Source organism: Natronomonas salsuginis (assembly GCF_005239135.1).
GTDB lineage: Archaea > Halobacteriota > Halobacteria > Halobacteriales > Haloarculaceae > Natronomonas > Natronomonas salsuginis.
Genome location: NZ_QKNX01000007.1, coordinates 62,874 through 86,051, shown reverse-complemented (window position 1 = coordinate 86,051; position 23,178 = coordinate 62,874). Strand labels below are relative to the sequence as shown.

The window sequence follows — 23,178 nt, the reverse complement described above, 5'->3', positions numbered from 1 at the left end:
GCGCCGATCGGTGGACGGTTTGGCATCGACAGCGGCGACACATTTAGTGGCTCACTCGACGGCGGCGGCCACACAATTTCGAACCTGTCGATCGATCAGCGTCTGACTACAAAAAACGAGCTCGGGTTCATCGGTACACTGGAATCGGGTGGTGCAGTCCGGAACCTCGCTCTGACGAACGTTTCGGTCGTCGGTGACAGATACATCGGTGCGGTGGTCGGAGAAAGCGCCGGGACCGTCGAGAACGTCACCGTATCCGGGACGGTCGAGGGCCGCCAACAAATCGGTGGCGTCGTCGGCGCTGTCACGTCTGGAGGGACAGTGAACAACGTCAGCGCGAGTGTGACTGTCACCGCGAGCGGGCAGTACGCCGGTGGGCTCATCGGCGATCACCAGAGTTCGACGCCGGTGAGTGACGTGAACGCCTCCGGGACGGTCACCGGAACCAGCTACACTGGTGGTCTCATCGGGCGAGCACAGGCCGGCGTGGTCAACGCTTCCGCCAGCGGCGACGTGAACGGCACCTCTGGTGGATACGTGGGCGGACTCGTGGGATACTTGGACGCGCACTCCGACGAGGAGGTCAGGACAGTCAGGGCGACAGGCAACGTCTCTGCAGGAAGCTCCTACGTTGGTGGGCTCATTGGGTCCGTGGACCAGACCCACGGCAGTAACGAAGTTACGATGTCGGACGCCCACGCCACCGGCGGCGTCAATACGACGAACAGCGGTGGTAACGCGTATGTCGGCGGACTCGTTGGTCGCTTCCACGAAAGCAGGGACCTCACGAACGTCTCTGCAACCGGCGACGTTACCAGTGCAACTGGCAGCTATGTCGGTGGATTGGTCGGTCGACTCCAGATGGAAAACGGCAATCAGGTCGTCAGTAACGCTTCCGCAACTGGTGATGTCACCACCACGGGAGACAGGGTCGGCGGACTCATGGGCTCTTCTAACGGGATAATTACCGATTCATACGCGCGTGGTGCTGTCAGCACCACGGGGGGACGGGTTGGTGGACTGGTCGGGAGTCATCAGGATGGGCCGATCAGGAATGTCACAGCAACGGGTGATGTGCTGACTGAGGGAGGCAAAGTCGGTGGGCTCGTCGGCTACACACAGGCATCCGTCACGAACGCCAGCGCGAGCGGTGAGGTCACCACTGATGGACAGGAAGTCGGCGGGCTTGTGGGACAACTGGAGGCGCACTCCAACGAGGAAGTCAGGAACGTCAAAGCGACAGGCAACGTCTCTGCAGGTAGCTCCTACGTTGGTGGGCTCATTGGGTTCGTAGACCAGAACTCGGGTTTTGACGAAGTTACGATGTCGGACGCCCACGCCACCGGCGACGTCAATACGACGAACAGCGGTGGTAACGCGTATGTTGGCGGACTCGTTGGTCGCTTCCACGAAAGCAAGCACCTCACGAACGTCTCTGCCACCGGCGACGTTACCAGTGCAACTGGCAACTATGTCGGTGGATTGGTCGGTCGACTCCAGATGGAAAATAGCAATCAGGTCGTCAGTAACGCTTCCGCAACCGGTGATGTCACTACCTCCGGGATCTACGTTGGCGGATTGATCGGGAACCACGAGGATGGTCGAAGAATCAGGAACGCCACGGCGACTGGGGATGTGTCGACTACTGGAGATTATGTCGGCGGGCTCGTCGGTAATACACGAGCGTCGATCACGAATGCCAGCGCGAGTGGTGAGGTCACCACTAATGGACAGCGAGTCGGCGGACTCGTGGGATACTTGGACGCGCACTCCAACGAGGAAGTCAGGACTGTCAGGGCGACAGGCAACGTCTCTGCAGGTAGCTCCTACGTTGGTGGGCTCATTGGGTTCGTAGACCAGAACTCGGGCAGTGACGAAGTTACGATGTCGGACGCTCACGCCACCGGCGATGTCAATACGACGAATAGCGGTGGTAGCGCTCATGTGGGCGGACTCGTTGGTCGCTTCCACGAAAGCAGGGACCTCACGAACGTCTCTGCAACCGGCGACGTTACCAGTGCAACTGGCAACTATGTCGGTGGATTGGTCGGTCGACTCCAGATGGAAAACAGCAATCAGGTCGTCAGTAACGCTTCCGCAACCGGTGATGTCACTACCTCCGGGATCTACGTTGGCGGATTGATCGGGCGTCACGAAAGCGGCAGCGTCGAAACCTCGTACGCACGAGGCAACGTCTCTGCTGATGGTGACTACGTCGGTGGACTCGTCGGCGATGCTAACGGTGGGCCCGTCACCGACTCGTACGCGCGCGGTGACATCACCAGTTCGGGCGACAGCGTGGGCGGGCTTATCGGGAGAAGCAGCGAAGGTGTAACTCGCGTGTACGCGAGCGGTCGCGTTGAGGGCGGTAGCAGTGTCGGCGGCCTCGTCGGAGACAATAGCGGAGCCCTCTCGGACGCTTACTGGGACAAAGGCGCGACCAACCAGAGTGCTGCGACTGGAAGCGGTTCGTCGGAGGGCGCGACCGGCTACGGGACAGTCGGTGACACCCGCGCGCTGAAGATGCAGGGCCGAGCGCCGACGACGTTCATGAAGGCGCTGAACTACACGTCGCCGTGGAAGCTCACGAGTACGTATCCGGTCTTCCAGCGGGAGTCGAACACGACCGAGCCCTCGCTCTCGCCTATTGGCTCGATGGAGGCCTCCGACACGACAGCACTACAGACCGAGCAGACAACAATCAACGTTACCGCGACGATTGACGGCGAGCCTGCTGACGCAGGCTACGTAATTCGTGTCGACAACGCGGACGGTCTCACCGAACTCGTTGACGCCGGAGCTGTGACCGACGAAACCGGCACTGCAAGGTTCACGTTTTCGGAATCGAGCAATGGGACGTTCGAGCCGACGTTCGGCGCGGCGGGAGAATCGACTGTATCGACGAGTGCGACGGTCAAGGTGAATCCGGGCTCGGTGCGGACGTACACCCGCGATGACGGCACCGAGCTAACGGCGACGTACCCCGGGAAGGGGACGAACACGAAGCCGTACCTTCTCGACTCGCTCGCGGATCTACAGGCGATCAACATTAACGCGACCACGCGTGGTGAACAGTACCGACTCGCCGATGATATCGACACGTCAGCGACGAACAACGCCTCGTGGAACGGTGGCAGCGGATTCGAGCCGATTGGCGGTGCTTCCGGAGAGTCGTTCGAGGGTACGATCGACGGCAACGGGCACGCGATTTCAAACCTGTCGGTTAACCGGAGTGATACGAGTACGGCCGGGCTTGTCGGCGAGCTTGGGTCGAGCGGATCGATTCAGAACCTGACGATCGAGAATGCCTCGATCACTGGGAACGACGACCTCGGTGTAGTAGCCGGGACCAGCGACGGAGCAATCCAGAATCTGACCATCCAGAACGCCTCTGTCACCGGGAACAACGACCTCGGTGTAGCAGTCGGAATCAACGATGGTAGAGTCGAGAACATCACCGCCTCGGGGACGATCAGTGGAAACGATCGGATTGGTGGTCTCGTCGGGACGATTGAGGCCAGCGGGACTGTCACTGGTGTAACCACCACCGCAACTGCAAGCGGCAGCCAGTCCATCGGTGGACTGGTTGGAGAGAGTAGCGGCGCAGTGAACAACGCCAGCGCGAGCGGGACGGTCACCGCAACCGGGCAGTACGCAGGCGGGCTCATTGGCGATCACCAGAGTTCGACGCCGGTGAGTGACGTGAACGCCTCCGGGACCGTCACCGGCACGAGCTACGTTGGTGGTCTTCTCGGCCGGGGGCAGGCTGACGTGATCAACGCCTCCGCAGGCGGGACCGTGAACGGCACCTCTGGTGGATACGTGGGCGGACTGATCGGCCAATACAACCCTAGTCTAGCGGCAACAATCGCGAACGTTTCGGCGTCGGGCGACGTGTCGGCCAGTGGCAACCGAGTCGGCGGATTGGTCGGCCAGGCGTCGTCAAGCTCTAATAACCCGATCACCGTCTCTGATGCTCATGCTTCGGGCGCGGTCAACGCGACGGATGCTGAAAATACTGACTACACTGGTGGGCTCGTCGGCGAGTTCCAAGACGCAGGAAACGTGGCGGACGTCTCCGCGACCGGCGACGTGTCGAGTGAAGCCGGGTACGCGGGCGGACTGTTCGGCGAACTCGACCGCGCTTCGGCAGACTACGTCGTGGCGAACGCCTCGGCGACCGGCGACGTTGACGCAATCGAGAGCTACGTCGGCGGGCTCATCGGACATTCTGGTGAGGTGCCAATCACCGACTCGTACGCGCGCGGTGACGTCACCAGTTCGGGCGGCACCGTCGGCGGTCTCGTTGGTTACACAACGGCAGATATCACGAACGCCAGTGCGAGCGGTGACGTGACGAGCACATCTGACGACAACGTGGGTGGACTAATCGGACATTGGAGACTGAACGCTGATGATGGGGATCGTTTTTCAAGATCACCAGCACTGGCAGGTCATCAGATGGTGAACGCAACCGCGTCGGGCAATGTCAGTGCATCTAGTAGATACGTCGGTGGGCTAATCGGACAAGTGAGTACAGACTTCGACTGCAGAAAAACCACTGCCACCAACGTGTTTGGTAATACATATTATCCTTGTGTTGACGGTACGCGGCTACGTGGAAATGCGCCGATATCTGACGCGCACGCGACCGGTAATGTTAACACGACGTACGATGGCGCTGACGATGCGTACGTGGGCGGGCTCATAGGCTCCATGGACGGTGCCAGACAGCTCACCGATCTCTCCGCCAGCGGCGAGGTCACGAGTGCCAGCGGTAACAAGGTTGGTGGTTTGATCGGATACATACACCACGAGCATTACACTAGCCAAAATCATAACATCATAAATGTCTCCGCAACGGGCAACACCACGACTACCGGGAGCAACGTCGGTGGACTGATCGGGTATCATGATCGCAGCAGCAGTGGTAGCGTACAGCTCATCGAAGACTCGTACGCGCGCGGTGACGTCACCAGTTCGGGCGGCACCGTCGGCGGTCTCGTTGGTTACACAACGGCAGATATCACGAACGCCAGTGCGAGCGGTGACGTGACGAGCACATCTGACGACAACGTGGGTGGACTAATCGGACATTGGAGACTGAACGCTGATGATGGGGATCGTTTTTCAAGATCACCAGCACTGGCAGGTCATCAGATGGTGAACGCAACCGCGTCGGGCAATGTCAGTGCATCTAGTAGATACGTCGGTGGGCTAATCGGACAAGTGAGTACAGACTTCGACTGCAGAAAAACCACTGCCACCAACGTGTTTGGTAATACATATTATCCTTGTGTTGACGGTACGCGGCTACGTGGAAATGCGCCGATATCTGACGCGCACGCGACCGGTAATGTTAACACGACGTACGATGGCGCTGACGATGCGTACGTGGGCGGGCTCATAGGCTCCATGGACGGTGCCAGACAGCTCACCGATCTCTCCGCCAGCGGCGAGGTCACGAGTGCCAGCGGTCACAGTGTTGGTGGTTTGATCGGACACTTACGCCACGACCGATACAGTAACGAAAATCATAAGATGATAAACGCCTCCGCGACAGGCAACACCACGACTACTGGGAGCAACGTCGGTGGACTGATCGGGTATCGTTCTCCCCGCAGCAGTGGTAGCGTCGAGACCTCGTACGCACGAGGCAACGTCTCTGCTGATGGTGACTACGTCGGTGGACTCATCGGCGATGCTAACGGTGGGCCTGTTGTCGATTCGTACGCGCGCGGTGACGTCACCAGTTCGGGCGACAACGTGGGCGGGCTTATCGGGAGAAGCAGCGAAGGTGCGACACGCGTGTACGCCAGTGGGCGCGTCAAGGGCGGCAGCAGTGTCGGCGGCATAGTCGGGAGCAACGGTGGCACACTCTCGGACGCTTACTGGGACAAGGGCGCGACCAACCAGAGTGCTGCGACTGGAAGCGGTACACCGCCTGGAGCCACCGGCTACGGGACAGTCGGTGACACCCGCGCCCTGGAGATGCAGGGGCGCGCACCGACGACGTTCATGTCGGCGTTGAACTACACGTCACCGTGGAAGCTCACGAGTACGTATCCGATTTTCCAGCGCGAGTCTGCCACAAGTGGGAGTCTGCTTGCGACCGTCGACACCATTGAAGCGAGTACCGCGACGGTCGTCCAGACACAACAGATGACAGTCGAGGTCAACACGACGATCAACGGCAGCCGGGTTGGCCCGGGCTACCTCATCACCGTCTCGGATTCGAACGGTCTCGCCGAACTCGAAGGCCAAACGGCTCTGACCGACCAGAACGGGACCGCGACGTTCACCTTCGCCGAACAAAGCGCTGGGACATTTACCCCGACGTTCGAGGCGGTGAGCGACCCGAATGTCACGGCGACCGCGACAGTGGACGTGAACGAGGGAGCGGCGCGAACCTTCATCCGCGAAGACGGCACCACGTTGACTGCGGTGTACAGCGGAAACGGCACTGCTGGCAATCCCTACGAGATCGATTCGCTTGCGGACCTCCAAGCCATCGACAATAGCACCGCAGCACACGATGATCACTACGAGTTGAACACCAGTATCGACGCGTCTGCCACCGGTGAGTCGTCGTGGAACGGTGGCAGCGGCTTCGAGGCAGTCGCGAGTGCCACCGATGAGGCATTCACCGGCACGCTCGACGGTAACGGGTACACGATCTCGAATCTCTCGATCAATCGGAGTGGGACAAACAGAGGCGGGCTTGTCGGCGAGCTTGGGTCGAGCGGATCGATTCAGAACCTGACGATCGAGAACGCCTCGATCACCGGGAACGACGACCTCGGTGTAGTAGCCGGGACCAGTGCGGGTACCATTCGGAATGTTACTGTCACGGGGACAGTCAGCGGAAACGACCGAATCGGTGGTGTTGTCGGCAACGTCGACACCGGTGGGAGTGTTACCAGTTCGACTGCGGCAGTGGACACGTCTGGAAACAAAGCCATCGGTGGACTGGTCGGAGAGAGTAGCGGCACGGTGAACAACGCCAGTGCGACCGGGGACGTCACCGCGACTGGCCAGTACGCTGGTGGTCTCATCGGTGATCACCAAAGTACGACGCCGGTGCATGACGTGAGTGCGTCTGGGACCGTCACCGGAACCGACAGTACTGGCGGGCTCCTCGGTCGAGCACAGGCTAACGTGACGGACGCCACTGCCAGCGGTGAGGTGAACGGCACCACCGCCGGCACCAACGTTGGCGGACTGATCGGCGAGTACGACCCCAGCCAGCAGGCGACGATTGCGAATGTCTCGGCGTCGGGCAACGTTTCGGGCAGCACAGGGACCGGTGGACTGGTCGGTATCTCGAGGCTCAGTTCCCGCGTCACTGTTTCTGACGCCCACGCCACTGGTGACGTCACCGCGGCGGTGGGTGGTACAACTCACGCGTATGTTGGCGGGCTCGTTGGCGAGCTTCAAAACGCCGGAGACGTGAGAAACATCTCCGCAACCGGCGACGTCAGTGTCTCTGGTAACAGCAATTTTGTCCACGGGACGAAGGTAGGTGGCCTCATCGGCCAACTTACCCACACGTCGTCGACCAGGGTTGTGGCGAACGCCTCGTCGACCGGCGACGTCAGCACTACTGGCGGCGGGAACGTCGGTGGCCTAATCGGCCGCTACACCGGCGATGGGACGATCGAGAATTCATATGCACAGGGGAACGTCTCCGCTGAGTCGGGAGACAATATAGGCGGGCTCATCGGCCAGGGAAGCGGTGAGATCGTCCGCGTCTACGCCAGCGGGCTGGTCACTGGGAGCGGTAGCACCGGCGGCCTCGTTGGTTCTGGCGGACAACTCTCCGAGTCTTACTGGGACAGAGGCGCGACCGCCCAGTCGGATGCGACAGGAAGTGGAACACCGGACGGGGCAACTGGATACGGATCTGTTGATGACACCACGCCGGCACCGCAGATGCAGGGTCGAGCGGCGACTGAGTTCATGGATGGGCTACACTACACGACTACGTGGAACGTCACACGGGGCTATCCGGTCTTGCAGGCACAGTCGACTGGAACGGAACAGCCACCTCGCACGGTCGATACGGTCACTGCCACCAACGCCACTGGTGTCCAGTCCGAGCAAGTCTCGGTTTCGGTCACAGTGACGACGGCTGACACTGGCACCGGAGCGGCAGCAGGGCTCGTCGTCAGCGTTCAGGATACCGGAGGTCTCACCAGCCTCGACAACGCCACGGCCGTGACGAACGAGACGGGGACCGCGACACTCACCGTCACTGAATCGGCTACCGGGACGTTTACCCCGACAGTTACTGTGGTCGGTTATTCGAACGCAACGGCGAACGCGACGGTCACCGTGAACGAGGGAGCGGCGCGAAGCTTCATCCGCGAAGACGGCACCGAGCTGACCGCGGTGTACAGCGGAAACGGCACCGCGGAAAATCCGTACCTGATCGACTCGCTCGCAGATCTGCAGGCAATCGACAACAGCAGTGCTGCACGTGCCGATAACTACCGACTCGCAGCCAATATCGATGCGTCGGCGACGAGCGACGCCTCATGGAACGACGGCAGCGGGTTCGAGCCGATTACGCCATTCACTGGCTCACTCGACGGTAACGACACCACGATTTCGAACCTGTCGATCAACCGAAGCGGAGCGAGCACGGCTGGGCTCGTCGGCACGCTCGATTCGAACGGGGTAATCCAGAATCTGACAATCCAGAACGCCTCGGTCACCGGGAGCGACGAACTCGGCGTGGTAGCCGGGACCAACGACGGCACAATCCAGAACCTAACGGTCGAGGACGCCTCGATAGATGGGAATAACGACCTTGGCGTGGCCGTCGGAATCAACACTGGGACCGTCCAGAACGTCACCGCCTCGGGAGCCGTCCGCGGAAGCGATCGGATTGGTGGTCTCGTTGGAACCGTCAATAGTGGCGGTGTCGTTACCGACGCGACCACGACGGCGACTGCAAACGGCAGTCGGTCTACCGGTGGACTGGTGGGACAGAGTAGCGGCGCGGTGAACAACGCCAGCGCAAGTGGGACTGTCACCGCGACTGGCCAGTACGCTGGTGGCCTCATTGGGGATCACCAGAGCACAATTCCGGTGACTGACGTGAACGCCTCGGGGGCTGTCACCGGGACGAGCTACGTTGGCGGCCTCCTCGGCCGGGGGCAGGCTGACGTGATCAACAGCTCTGCAAGCGGGAGTGTGAACGGCACCCGTTCGACTGGAGCCTCGAATTCCGGTGGATACGTGGGCGGATTGATTGGCCAGGCGACGTCGAGTTCCGGGAACCCGATCACCGTCTCCAACGCTCATGCTTCGGGCGTCGTTAACGCGACGAACGCAGGAACATATGCGTATACCGGCGGGCTCGTCGGAGAGTTCCAGAACGCAGGAAACGTGACAGATGTCTCTGCTGCCGGTGATATCAACGCCAGCGAGCCCGGAGGCGGACACCGAGTCGGCGGACTATTCGGCGAACTTCACCACAATTCAGCTGATTACATCCTGGCGAACGCCTCGGCCACCGGTGACGTTGTCGCAACTGGACGGCGGGTCGGTGGGCTGATTGGGTACTACAAGGATGGCGATGGTGTCGAAACCTCGTATGCACGAGGCAACGTCTCCACTGACGGCGACTGGGTTGGTGGACTCATCGGCGATACGAATAATGACGGGGCTATTACCGATTCGTACGCGCGCGGTGATGTCACCACCTCGGGCGACAAAGTTGGTGGCCTCGTCGGCGAGACTGAGGGTGTAGATGTAACTCGGTCGTACGCTAGCGGACGCGTCAAGGGTGGGAGCACCGTTGGCGGGCTCGTCGGGAACAGTATTGGGCAACTTTCGGGCGCTTACTGGGACAAAGGCGCGACCAACCAGACGGACGCGACGGGAAGCGGAACACCGGTTGGAGCCACCGGCTTCGGGACCGTCGGTGACGACACTCGAGCCCTAGAGATGCAGGGTCGCGCGCCGACGCAATTCATGCCGGCGCTGGACTACACGTCACCCTGGAAGCTCTCGAACACGTATCCGATCTTCCAGCGGGAGTCGAACACGACCGGAAGTCTGCTCGCGACTGTCGACACGGTTGAAGCCACCGACGCGACTGGTGTCCAGACAGAACAGATTACAGTCAAAATCAATGCAACAGCTGACGGCGACCGCGTCGGTCCGGGATACACGGTCAACGTCTCGAATGCGGACGGTCTCTCCGAACTCGAAGGCGAAACGGCTCTGACCGACGCGAATGGCACTGCGAAGTTCACCTTCGCCGAACCGACCGCCGGGACATTCGAACCTGAGTTCGTCGCGGTGAGCAACTCGGCCGCTTCGGCGACCGCGACGGTTACGGTAGAAAGCGGAGCGGTGCGAACCTTCATCCGTGAGGACGGCACCGAGTTGACTGCGGTGTACCGCGGAAACGGCACGGTCGACAGGCCCTACGAGATCGATTCGCTGGCAGATCTCCAGGCGATCGAAAACAGCACCGCGGCACACGGCGATCAGTATACACTGGTCGCCAATATCGACGCGTCTGCCACCGACGATCCGTCGTGGAACGGTGGCAGCGGCTTCGAGCCGATCGCAAGCGCGACCGATGAGGCATTTACCGGCACGCTCGACGGCAACGGGCACACGATCTCGAATCTCTCGGTTGACCGAAGCGGAGCGAACAGAGCAGGCCTCGTCGGCACCCTCGGCTCGAACGGAACGATCCAGAACCTAACGATTCAGAACGCCTCGATCACCGGGAACAACGACGTCGGAGCCGCAGTCGGGACCAGCGCCGGTACCGTTCGGAACGTTACCGTCTCTGGAACGGTCAGCGGAACCGATCGGGTTGGTGGCCTCGTGGGTGAAACTACTGCTGATGGTGACATCACCGACTCGACTGCGTCCGTAAACACATCCGGAAACCAGGCCATCGGCGGACTGGTCGGAGAGAGTAGCGGCGCGGTGAACAACGCCAGCGTGAGCGGGACCGTCACCGCAACTGGGCAGTACGCTGGTGGCCTTATTGGTGATCATCAGAGCACGACTCCAGTGACCGATGTAACCGCATCCGGGACCGTTAGTGGGACCGGAAGTGTTGGTGGTCTAATCGGTCGGACAAACGTGTCTGTCAGGAACGCCACTGCCAGCGGCGATGTGATGAGTACCTCTGGCAATAAGATCGGCGGCCTGATCGGTAATCATCAGGCTGGCCAGACGATTGCGGACGTCAGCGCTACGGGCACCGTCTCGAGTGACGGTGACGATGTTGGTGGGCTCGTTGGATTCACGCGTGCCTCCCTGCGGAACGCCACTGCGAGCGGTGAAGTCGAAAGTACCACCGGAGCGAATGTTGGTGGGCTGGTCGGACGGTTGAGCCACGACAACAGTACCCAGGTTACGAACGTTACCGCGACAGGAGCCGTCTCTGCAGGCGCTGATTACGTCGGTGGGCTGGTTGGGCTCATCGAAGATCCAGACGACAACGGCAACATCACGATGTCTGGAGCACGCGCCACAGGCGACGTCGAGATGACGTCCGACGATGGAGGCCCCGCGTCCGTGGGCGGTCTCGTCGGACGGTTCGAACACGGGTCTGCGATTACCGACGTCTCCGCGACCGGCGATGTGCGTAGTGTCGGCGGGAATGAGGTTGGCGGCCTGATCGGACGGCTAGATCAACTGGCCAGCACTGATGTACTCAAAAACGCCTCGGCAACTGGCGATGTTTCCACGACGGGTGAGAAGGTTGGCGGGTTGGTCGGGTTCCACCGAACTGGAAGCGTGGACGACTCACATGCGCAAGGGAATGTCTCCGCCGGATCGGGCGACAACGTCGGTGGACTCATCGGACTTCACGGACGGAATGGGGGCCGCGTCGGTGATTCGTACGCGCGCGGGAATGTAACCACTTCAGGCAATGACGTCGGAGGTCTTATCGGTCGGAGCGAGGGCGAAGTACTCCGCGTCTACGCGAGCGGACGGGTTGAAGCCGGCAGTACCGTCGGCGGACTCGTTGGAAGCAACGATGGGACACTCTCCGAGGGCTACTGGGACAAAGGCGCGACCACCCAGACAGACCCGACCGGAAGCGGCACCGACATCGCCGACACGGTGAGCGGCTACGGATCTGTCGGTGACACCACGCCGGCACCGCAGATGCAGGGCAGGGCTGCGACTGAGTTCATGCCCGGATTAAACTTCACCACGACGTGGAACACCACGCGTGGCTATCCGGTCTTGCAGGCACAGTCGACCGGAACCGAACAGCCACCTCGCACGGTCGCCACGGTCACCGCTACCAACGCGACTGGAGTCCAGTCCGAGCAGTTCCCGGTCGCTATCACGGTAACGACGGCCGGCACCGGCACGGCTGCAGGACTCGTCGTGGACGTCCAGGACGCTGCCGGCCTCAGCAGTCTCGACAATGTCACCGCTGTGACGAACGAGACCGGTGTTGCGACGTTCACCATCGCCGAATCGTCGCCTGACACGTACAGTCCGACGTTTGGCGTGGCCGGCCATTCGACAGCACCGACAAACGCGACAATCATCGTGGACAACGGGGCGGTGCGAACCTACACCCGCGAAGATGGTGAAGCGTTGACCGCGGTGTACCGCGGGAACGGAACGGTCGACAGTCCGTACGAAATCGACTCACTCGCAGATCTCCAGGCGATCAACATCGACTCTGGTACGCGTGACGAACAGTACCGACTGGCTGCCGATATCGACGCCTCGGCGACGAACGACTCGTCGTGGAACAGCGGCAGCGGGTTCGAGCCGATTGCAGACTTCACCGGTTCACTCGACGGCGACGGGTACGCAATCTCGAACCTGTCGATCGACCGCGGAGACGAAGCGAGCGTTGGTCTGTTCGGCGACACCAACGCGGGCAGTAGCATTACCAACGTAACGCTTTCACAGCCTGCTGTCACAGGTGGGCAAGGGACTGGACCGCTCGTCGGTTCACATGCAGGATCGATCAGTCGAACTGTGGTGACGAGTGGAACGGCGACAACGGAAGCGGATGGCGAGGCACACCTGGGCGGATTGGTCGGTGTCCTCGTCGACGATGCGAAAATCACCGAGTCGCATACGTCTGCGATTGTCGATGCGAACGGACACAACGAAGCGGGCGGGTTCGCCGGAGATATCGGATCTAACGCTCGGGTCGAACAGGTGTCGGCAACCGGCGGTGTGAAAAATGGAGGAAGCGAGATCGGCGGCCTGCTTGGTGATGCAAACGACGGCTCCCAGATCGTCGAGGCGTTTGCAGCCGGGAACGTCTCGGGGACGACCAATGTTGGCGGCCTTCTCGGTCGCCAGGACGGTGGTGGCGTAACCGTCGATCGGGCGTACTGGGACGAGCAGTCGACCGGCCAGACGAAAAGCAAAGGCGACACCGAAACTGCCCTGCCGACGGTCAAGATGCAGGGTACGGCGGCGACTGAATTCATGCCTGGGTTGAACTTCACCACGACGTGGAACACCACGCGAGGCTATCCGGTCTTACAAGCACAGACGACCGGGACCGAACAGCCGCCTCGTTCGGTCGACACGATCGAGGCGACCGGCGCGACCGGAGTCCAGTCTGAGGCGGTCGCTATCACGCTCACTGTGACGACCACAGGTGGTGAGCCTCGTGATGGGTTTGTCATCACCGCCCGAAACGCAACCGGACTCACCGACCTCGAGAACGCCACGGCCACGACAGACCAGAACGGCACCGCGACATTCACCGTCACCGAGTCTAACGCGAGCACGTACGAACCGACGTTCGAGGTGGCCGGCAATTCGACCGTCTCAACGACGGCGACTCTCACTATCGAAGAGGGCGTGGTACGGACGTACACCCGCGAGGACGAGACGCAACTGAGGGCTATATATCGCGGTAACGGCACCTCCGAGAATCCGTATCTGATCGACTCGCTCGCGGACCTCCAGGCGATCAACAACAGCACTGCGGCGCGCAATGACCACTACCGACTGGCTTCCGATATCGACGCCTCGGCGACGAACGACTCGTCGTGGAACGGCGGCAGCGGGTTCGAGCCGATTACGGAGTTCAACGGAACACTCGACGGCAACGACAGTACGGTCTCGAACCTCTCGATCGACCGAAGCAATGCGAGCCCGGTCGGGATCGTCGGCAGCCTGGGTTCAGACGCAACAGTCCAGAACCTGACTCTCGAAAACGCGTCGGTCACCGGAGGCGACGACGTCGGTTTGGTGGCTGGCACAAGCAATGGAACGGTCCAGAACGTGACCGTCTCGGGATCGGTCACCGGCGATACGCGAGTCGGAGGGCTGGTCGGGACAACTGAGTCGGGTAGTACTATCACCGACTCTTCGGCGGCAGTACACACGTCCGGTTCTGAACGGGTTGGTGGACTGGTCGGCAGTGCCAGCGGACATCTAACAAGGTCTACAGCAAGCGGCGCTGTCACCGCGACTGGGCAGTACGCTGGCGGGTTGATCGGGGAACACCTGGGCACGACCCCGGTGACTGACGCGACAACATCAGGGAACGTCACCGGAACCGCCGACGTGGGTGGGCTGGTCGGTCGCTCACTGGCTCCGGTACGCAATTCCTCGGCGGCCGGTGCGGTGACCGGTAGCGCAGACGGTGTGGGTGGTCTCGTCGGGAACACAAGTGCCGACGTGACGAACTCCTCGGCGAGTGGTGACGTGAGCGGTGCGGCTGGGAGCGACGTGGGCGGGTTGATCGGACGACTCGACGGTTCATCTGACATCCGTGATTCGTACGCAAAGGGAGCCGTCACCGCGTCAGGTAGCAACGTGGGTGGCGTCGTTGGCCGGGTCGCTGCCGGCAGTGTGGCCCGTGTCTACGCTACTGGGCAGGTCGAGGGTGGCACCAGCGTCGGTGGACTCGTCGGAGACAACAACGGAACGCTCTCGGACGCCTACTGGGACAAAACAGCCACCAACCAGACAAGCGCTACCGGAAGCGGAACTCCCCAGACTGTACGCGGCTACGAGGCAGTCAGTGCTGACACACCGGCTGCCAAAATGCAAGGACAGGCAGCGACGACGTTCATGTCCGGATTGGACTTCACCACGACATGGGCCGACACGAGAGGGTATCCGATACTACAAGCACAGGCGACCGGAGACGAACAGCCGCCGGTGACAGTGAACACGGCCGAGGCTGCAAACGTGAGCGCGGTGCAGTCCGAGCAGGTCTCGATTCCGGTTACTGTGACGACGCCCGGCACCGGTAAGGGACTCGTCATTATGGTTCGAGACGCGGCCGGACTCACCGATCTTGAGAGCGCCACGGCCGTGACCGATCAAACCGGAACCGCGACGTTCACCGTTACCGAGTCCACTGCGGGCACGTACACGCCGACGTTTGGGGTGGCAGGCAATTCGACCGTCTCAACGACGACACTCACCGTCGAAGAGGGCGTGGTACGGACGTACACTCGCGGGGACGGGACGCCACTGAAGGCGGCCTACCAAGGGAATGGGACCTCTGAGAATCCGTATCTGATCGACTCGCTCGCGGACCTCCAGGCGATCAACAACAGTACCCAAGCGCGTGACGAGCACTACCGACTGGCTTCCGATATCGACGCCTCGGCGACGAACGACTCGTCGTGGAACGGCGGCAGCGGGTTCGAGCCGATCATGGGGTTCAACGGAACCCTCGACGGCGCCGGTAAGATGATCACGAACCTCTCGATCAACCGAAGCGGGACGAGCCCGACCGGTCTCATTGGGGTGACCGAATCAGCTGCGGTGGTCAGTAACCTGACCCTCGCAAACGCCTCGATCACCGGGGACAACGATGTCGGAACGGTGGTCGGCAGTAACGCCGGGACTGTTCAGAACGTGACTGTCTCGGGGAGCGTCCGTGGCGGTGATCGAGTTGGCGGCGTCGTTGGCACTATCAGCGACGGTGGTGCCGTCACCGACTCGACAGGCGCAACGAATACGTCCGGTGACCAGCGTGTTGGGGGGCTTGCCGGCCAGAGCAACGGAACGGTGTCCGGCTCTACCGCCAGTGGCGCTGTCTCCGCGGACGGAAACGAGGCTGGTGGGCTGGTTGGCCAGAGTAACGGTGCGATAGATCGTTCCAGCACGAACAACACAGTCACTGCGAACGGCAGTCGAGTCGGTGGACTGGTCGGTCAGAGCAACGGTAACATCTCTAACGCTAGTGCGAGCGGGACCGTCACTGCGAACGGGAGTAGCGCTGGCGGACTGGTCGGTCAAAGCGACGGGATAGTGTCTAACTCCGAGGCGAGTGGCGATGTCTCTGTCGAGGGTGACGAAGCCGGCGGACTGATCGGCCAGAGTACCGGTGATGTGAAAAACGCCAGTGCAAGCGGGAACGCCACCGCAAACGGCAGCCGGGCCGGTGGATTGGTTGGCCAAAGCGACGGGAATGTGACTAGTTCCAGTGCGAGTGGCGATGTCTCTGTCGAAGGCAACGAAGCTGGTGGGTTGATTGGTCAGAGTGACGGGGCGGTTACCAACACTAATGCGAGCGGTACCGTTAGTGCGGGCGGCAACAGAGTTGGTGGACTAATCGGTCAGAGCGACGGAGACGTGACGAGTTCGACAGCGAACGGCACTGTCAACGCGAGTGGCAACGAGGCTGGCGGGCTCGTCGGTCGGAGTAACGCTGCGGTCAAGAACTCCAGTGCGAGTGGCGACGTCTCCGCGAATGGAGACAAAGTTGGCGGGCTGTTGGGTGAGAGCAATGGCGCAGTTAACGGCTCAACTGCACGCGGCGATATCGCCGCAACCGGTCCCAACACCGGCGCGTTGATCGGGAATCAATCGAGTGAGAAGGCGATCACCGATTCGGCCGCCTCCGGTGACGTGCAGGTTGATGGCGACTCGACAGGTGACTTGGTGGGAGGGGCCGGCGGCTCTTCGACGCTGCCAAGCGTCGAGACTGTCACAATCACGGACGAAACCAACGGCGACGGCACACTCTCCCCGGGCGACCGCGCTCGGGTCACCGTGGAAACCGGCTCTGGAACGATTTCGTCAGTAACGGTCAACGCATCCGCGTACGACGCCGGAGAGGTCACACTGAGCAACGCAGAGACCGACAAACCCAGCACCCACACCGGCGTGATCACCGTCGGACCGACCGCGACAGACGGAACGGGCCAGTCGCTCACGGTGACCGTGACGAGCGAGAACGGGAACGAGATCACCCGAACGGTTGAATCGACCGCTGTCAGTGTTGATACAACGGCACCAATCACACCAGTCGATGCGGTGTACAACGTGACCGTCGAGAACGGCGTCTTCGTCGTCGATAACGTCCCGCGAGACACCCTGACGCTTGAGCGCGGGTCGACGTACCGGTTCGTCGTCGACGCGAGCGGCCACCCGTTCCACATTGCGACGACTCCGGGAGGCGGGAACTTCGACACCATCTACACGAAGGGCGTCACCGTCTCATCTCCCTCGAGCTCGAATACGAATGCTGTCGAGAAAGGGAACCTCACGTTCAGCGTCCCATCCAATGCGCCGGACGAGCTCTATTACGCGTGTGGTATCCATAGTGGAATGGGCGGGCGTATCGATATCGTCGATGCGAACACGGCCGGAGAGGACGGCGATACTAGTACGCCGGACGAGGAGGACTCGCCCGCTGAAGATAGCAATGATCAAGCGGGCATCGACACGGGAATCGCTCCGGCAGTCGCAGTAACAACGAGCGACCTTGATTCGAACACGCTGTCGGCAGTGGACGTGACGTACAACGCGACGGGCGAGGTTGGGTCGGTCGATGACCTCGAAATCCAACTGTACAACGACACCGACTCGACAACGACGCCGATCGCGACCCGTACCGTCGGGAGTCTCGAAGGACTCACGAGTCTTACCGTGCCATCGTCGGCGGTCGGCGGCGGGACGTTCACCGGTCGAGCGACGCTGGTGAACACAAGCGCTGGAGAGACGGAACTGGCGAACAAAAGCACTCAGATCGTCGCGTACGAGAACGTCTCGACGAGTGTCACAGCCGGATCACTCGAGGATGGAACAATCACTGTCGCGTACGACCTCGGAAGCCTCGATCCAGAAAATGCGATCATCCGGGTCTCCCCGATAACGATCGGGAGCACGTTCAGGACAGAGACGGTGCGTCCGGGTCAAAGCCAGGGCATGGTAACGATCGATGTGCCGAAACAAGCTAACAGCCGGTTCAACGTGCAAACCGAGATCGAAGACACGTCGCGATCCCGCCAGATTCAGTCTTCACTCGGCTACGGCTGTGTCGGCTCACAGAAGGACCCGTGCCCGACAGTGGGCGAGAGCGGGACCACGGTCGTCGACGCGACGACCGGTACTGAAGTCGGAATCGAAGTGAACGCCACGATCGATCATAACCGCGGCGCGGTCGACTGGTATCTTCACCCGACCGGCTCGCCGGAGCAAAAAGACATCAGCGTCGTCGATGGTGTCAACGCGAGCACACCGCTCGAAGTAACGCTCACCGTCGACGACTTCGATCCAGTGTTCGTGCTCGGAACCGGGAACGCCGACGGGTGGGAAAAGACTAGAGTTGGTAAGGGCACGAAAGAGATCAGCATCACGGTAACCCCTGCGGAGGCGTACGTCGAGCCAGACATCCAAAACCCCGATCCGAGGGAGTGGCCGTTGAGCGACCACACGGCCTCGAAGCGATATGGTGCTATCGTCGACATGATGGCCGTCTCGATGGAGGGCCAGGTGAATCCGAGCTACCGAAGCCGGCTCGACGGGGCCTTCATCGGGACCGACGCACAGGCATTTAGCGTCCCGCAATCCAGCGTTGGGGGGAGCGACTCTGCAGGGTCACTGTCAATAACTGTCGCAGCCCCGCACTACGAGACTGACGGCGAAACAGTCAACACGGGCTTTTACAACGCTCGGATTCCGATCAGGGTCCTCAATGCATGGGAGATCACTCCTGGCCAGGTGACGGCAACGTACAAAGGCGAATCCGTCGCTGAATCGGATCTGACAGTCGAGCGTAAGAAGGGGGCTATACTCGTCTCCATGCCGGTCACGTACTCGTCGGGGACCGTTACCGTGAGTGGATCACAGGACTCCTCGGACACGACGGCGCCAACGCTGTCGAATGTGGCGCTCGGCTCTGATGGGGCCGGCAACCTCAGCTTCACTTTCGACTCGGACGAGCAACTCGGTGCGGCGACGAATGACGTGTCCGTGCGTGTCGATGGGCCCAACGCGAACAACGTGTACGCCTTCGACAGAGACGACTTCGTCCAGTCCGGGGCCGGTCCGTACACGTACACGCTCGATTCGACACAGGCGTTCGACAACGGCGAGGGAACCTACACAGCGACGATCGACACTGCTACTGATAGTGTTGATAACGACGGCGGTGGATCGGGTCTGACAGCCTCACACGAACACACCGTGGAGGAGTCGACACCCGAATTCGTCTCGACAGGGACGATCACGAGGCTTGAGAACCAAGATGGTCCGCTCGTCGATGTGAATGCGACCGACGGCCCAGGTGGCTTATTCGACGACGGAGTCACGTACACGATCACTGGCGGCGCTGATGCCAGTTCGTTCACCGTCGACAGCGACACCGGCGTCCTGTTGTTCACCGACTCTGCAGACTTCGAGACTCCAGCAGATGCCGACGGCGACAACACGTACGAGGTCGACGTGACCGCGGCCACCACAAGTGCCAACACGACACAACCAATCACTGTCACCTTCTACAGCGACACTGACGGGGATGGACTGGCCGATGATAACACTGCGGTTGGCGTGCCGACTGACGACGACGACGACAACGACGGAATACTAGACGCCGACGATCCGGAGCCAAAGGTCCCACAGATGAGCTCCGTTAGCGGCACCATCACCGACGAGGACGGTTCGCCGGTGACGAGTGGTACCGTGACGATCGTTAGCTCAGATGGGAGCCACAGACAGTCGGTGTCACTCAATAATACCGGTGACTACACCGCGACGGTGCCCGCCGGGAGCTACCGACTCGTCGTCGATAACACCTCGGCACCGGTTCGAGAACTCGAGGGTATCGACGTTGGGCCAGAGACAGCGGAATCACAGGATCTCACGCTCGAAGGCTCGGGGACCGTCAGTGGAGCGTTCACGAATCCCAACGGCGCGCCCGCGACAAATATTCCGGTTCAGATTACGAGCCACGACGGGAGCGAAACCTACTACACGATGACGAACAGCACCGGGCAGTATGCCGTCACGGTAGCACCCGGCGAGTACGTCGTTGCGCCTCTCGGTAACGACGCCGGAAACGGCTCTCATAAGGTGAATGTGACACGTGGCGAGAGGATAAGCCAGTCCGTGCGGCTGGATCCACAGCCGGTCGAAACCTCGGCGTCACTCAGCATCGTCGATGGTACTCCGGGTAATCTGAGCGTCGACGGTCACAAGATGGTGGTGATTCCGGAGGTCACTGACGGACTGTTACAGATTCAAATCGCGAATGCGAGTGATCCGAATCGCGACACGTCTGTTGTACAAGACCCCTCGGAACTGGAGGCGTTCGGCGTGACGGACGACACCATGTTCGAGATCCGGGTGACCGTCACAAACTACACGCCGCACACGTTGTTTTGGGCGCTTCGCGACGCCGAATTCAGTTCGCAACCGAACGCAACGAACCCGGCGGCGACGGACATCACCATCACGGGCAGTCCGGTGTCGCTCGCGACGACGTCGAGTCAGAAAAAGCGGGTTGGACCGCTCGTCAGCGAGGATCCGTCGACGGTATCGTGGCCGAGTGGTGCATCAGACACCGCTGACGCTCGGTACAACCAGACGGTGTACTTCTCGATTTACGACCTCTCTACGAGGCCGGACTCGCTCCGGGAGCGCCTGACTGGGTTGGTCCTCTCGACGAACGCGCAGCGAATCTCGCTGCCTGTGGTGTCGAACGACCGACTGCGAACGTGGATCGCCGGGCCGCGGTACGCGACGGCCGACGGTACGGTATACGAGGGATTTTACCAGGCACAAATCCCGCAATCGCAACTCGAAGCGTGGGGGGTTGCGGACCATCCCGAGCACAAACTCTTTGGTGAGTACAAATCCAGCGACCGAGAACTGACGGTCGAATCCACAGACGATGGAATAAGCGTCGACGTCTCGGATATCTCGTACTCAGCATCATACGTGGATATCAAAGCCGACGCTGATGCACCGGTTCCGGGTGAGCCTCAGGGAGGTGATGAGGAGAGCGTCGAAGAAGAGCCACCGAGCGTCGGAGACGACACCGAATCTGCCGATACCAGCGATGACGGAAGTGGTGACGAAGAGCCACCGAGCGTCGGAGACGACACCGAGTCTGCCGATACCAGCGATGACGGAAATGGTGACGAAGAGCCACAGTCAAGCACTGGCGAAATCGGTAGCAGTGCTGGCACAAGTAGCGGCGTTGGAGGTGATGCTGGTACTGGTGGAAGCGGTAGCGGTGGCGGTAGCGGCGGCGGAGGCAGTGACAGCGCAGGTGGAGCCGTCGGCGTCCTGCTCGCTTCGTTAACCGCTCCGGTACGGTGGTTCGGCTCGCTGTCTACCGCCGGCAAGGCAGCGGTTACGGTCACCGGTGGTGCTGGTGCGGCTGGAGCCGCCTACAGCTTCGGTGGCGACCGGATCCAAACACCGATGAACATGGCCCGCCGCCGGCTTCAATCGTGGCTCAGACGCCGGTTGCGCGGCTCGACGCGCCAGCAGCTCACGCGGCTCGTCACTACCCTGCGAAAACGGCTCGCCTGGTCGAACATCCGTGTACGGCTGGCGGCGCTTCGCAAGTACTTTACGCGGTCGTACTGGCGTGAGTGGTTCGAGAGCCGCCGGGAACTAGCGACTCGCGAGGGACTCCAGGCGTTCCTCGTCGGGACGTACCGGTCGTACCGGAAGCGCCAGTGGCGCGGCTGGTTGCGGAGCCGCCTTCGCGGTGGCGTCGATGCCGCCTCTGGCGGGCTCGTCACCACGCTCATCCCCAGTTGGCTCGCACCCGTCTCTGGGCCTGTTGGGGCCGCACTGAGCGTCGTGGTCGCCGAGATACAGCGCTGGATCGAAGACATCGTGATGGGCAAGTTCGACGCACTCGGCAAACGCTACTCGACGCTCATGCTCCGGTCGGGTGCACTGCTCACGGACACAACCGATCGATTGTGGTACGCTGTCACCGGCGAGAACCCTCCGGCGAGTAATTCGTCGGTCTCGTCGATCGCAGGCGAGCACGCTGGGGCGTTGCGCGAGGTCGGCATCGAATCGGTCGGCCAACTCGCGTCGGCGGACCCCAATCACCTCGAGAACGCGGTTGCGGTTGCGCCCGCGGTTATCGACAAGTGGATCGAGCAGGCGGACCGGCGGGAAACGAAGTCCGACCGTCCCCCGATCGCGGAGACTGTGAATGGAAGGCGGGTCCGCCAGCGAGTTGATCGAGTCACCGCCCGAGTGGCCACAGCGAGTAAGACGATACTAATACGTACCGCAGAGACGGCGGAACTGGGTGTACGGTTGCTGCGCACGCGGACAGCTGTTGCACCGACATGGCTCCGTAAGGACGCGCTTCCCACCATTATCGCGTCGGCACAGCGAACACGCACTGCGGTACGACAGCGAACCTTTGAACAAGCAGAGCGGGTGCGGCCGACTCTCCGTCAGTTCATCATACTTATAAACGACCGGTTGGGGACGACAGACAATGGTTTGCGATCGATAGATGGAATCGGGCCGGCGTACAGCGAGCGACTCAGCGACGCGGGGCTCACGACTGTCGATGAGTTAGCGCGTTCCGACCCCGAGCGAGTGGCGGTGAGTATCGGCGTGTCGCCGAAACGTGTCTACCGATGGACTGCGCAGGCTAGGTCCGCAGAGTGGATCGGTCAGCGTCTCCGACGACGGGTCGCGGTCCGACTCGTGAAAACGGAGGCATCGGTCGCCGAGCTCCGCGACTCGGACCCTGCACCGCTTGACCCTGCTGTCAACAGCCGAGCGTGGGGGTCGTTAGACACGCCGTCGGAAGCCGCAATGCGATGTCTGTCAGCGGTCGGTATTGAGTCCGTCTCTCAGCTAGCCTCGGCGGACCCTGACCGCCTCGCTGCTGCAACGAACTTCGACACCGACCGCACGGCGGCGTGGGTCGAGGCAGCCCGCATCTATCATAAATACATCCTCGCACACTAA

The 23,178-nt window shown here is 61.4% G+C and carries 1 protein-coding gene (cut by a window edge); it reads left to right on the top strand.

The genetic code is table 11. The annotated features are described in order from the left end of the window. On the top strand, positions 1 to 23,178 hold the 3' portion of the coding sequence (locus DM868_RS13895) for a GLUG motif-containing protein (RefSeq protein WP_137277436.1). The gene continues 3,843 nt to the left of window position 1, outside the view; only the last 23,178 of its 27,021 coding nucleotides appear in the window; its start codon lies off the left edge, out of view; it ends in the stop codon at positions 23,176 to 23,178.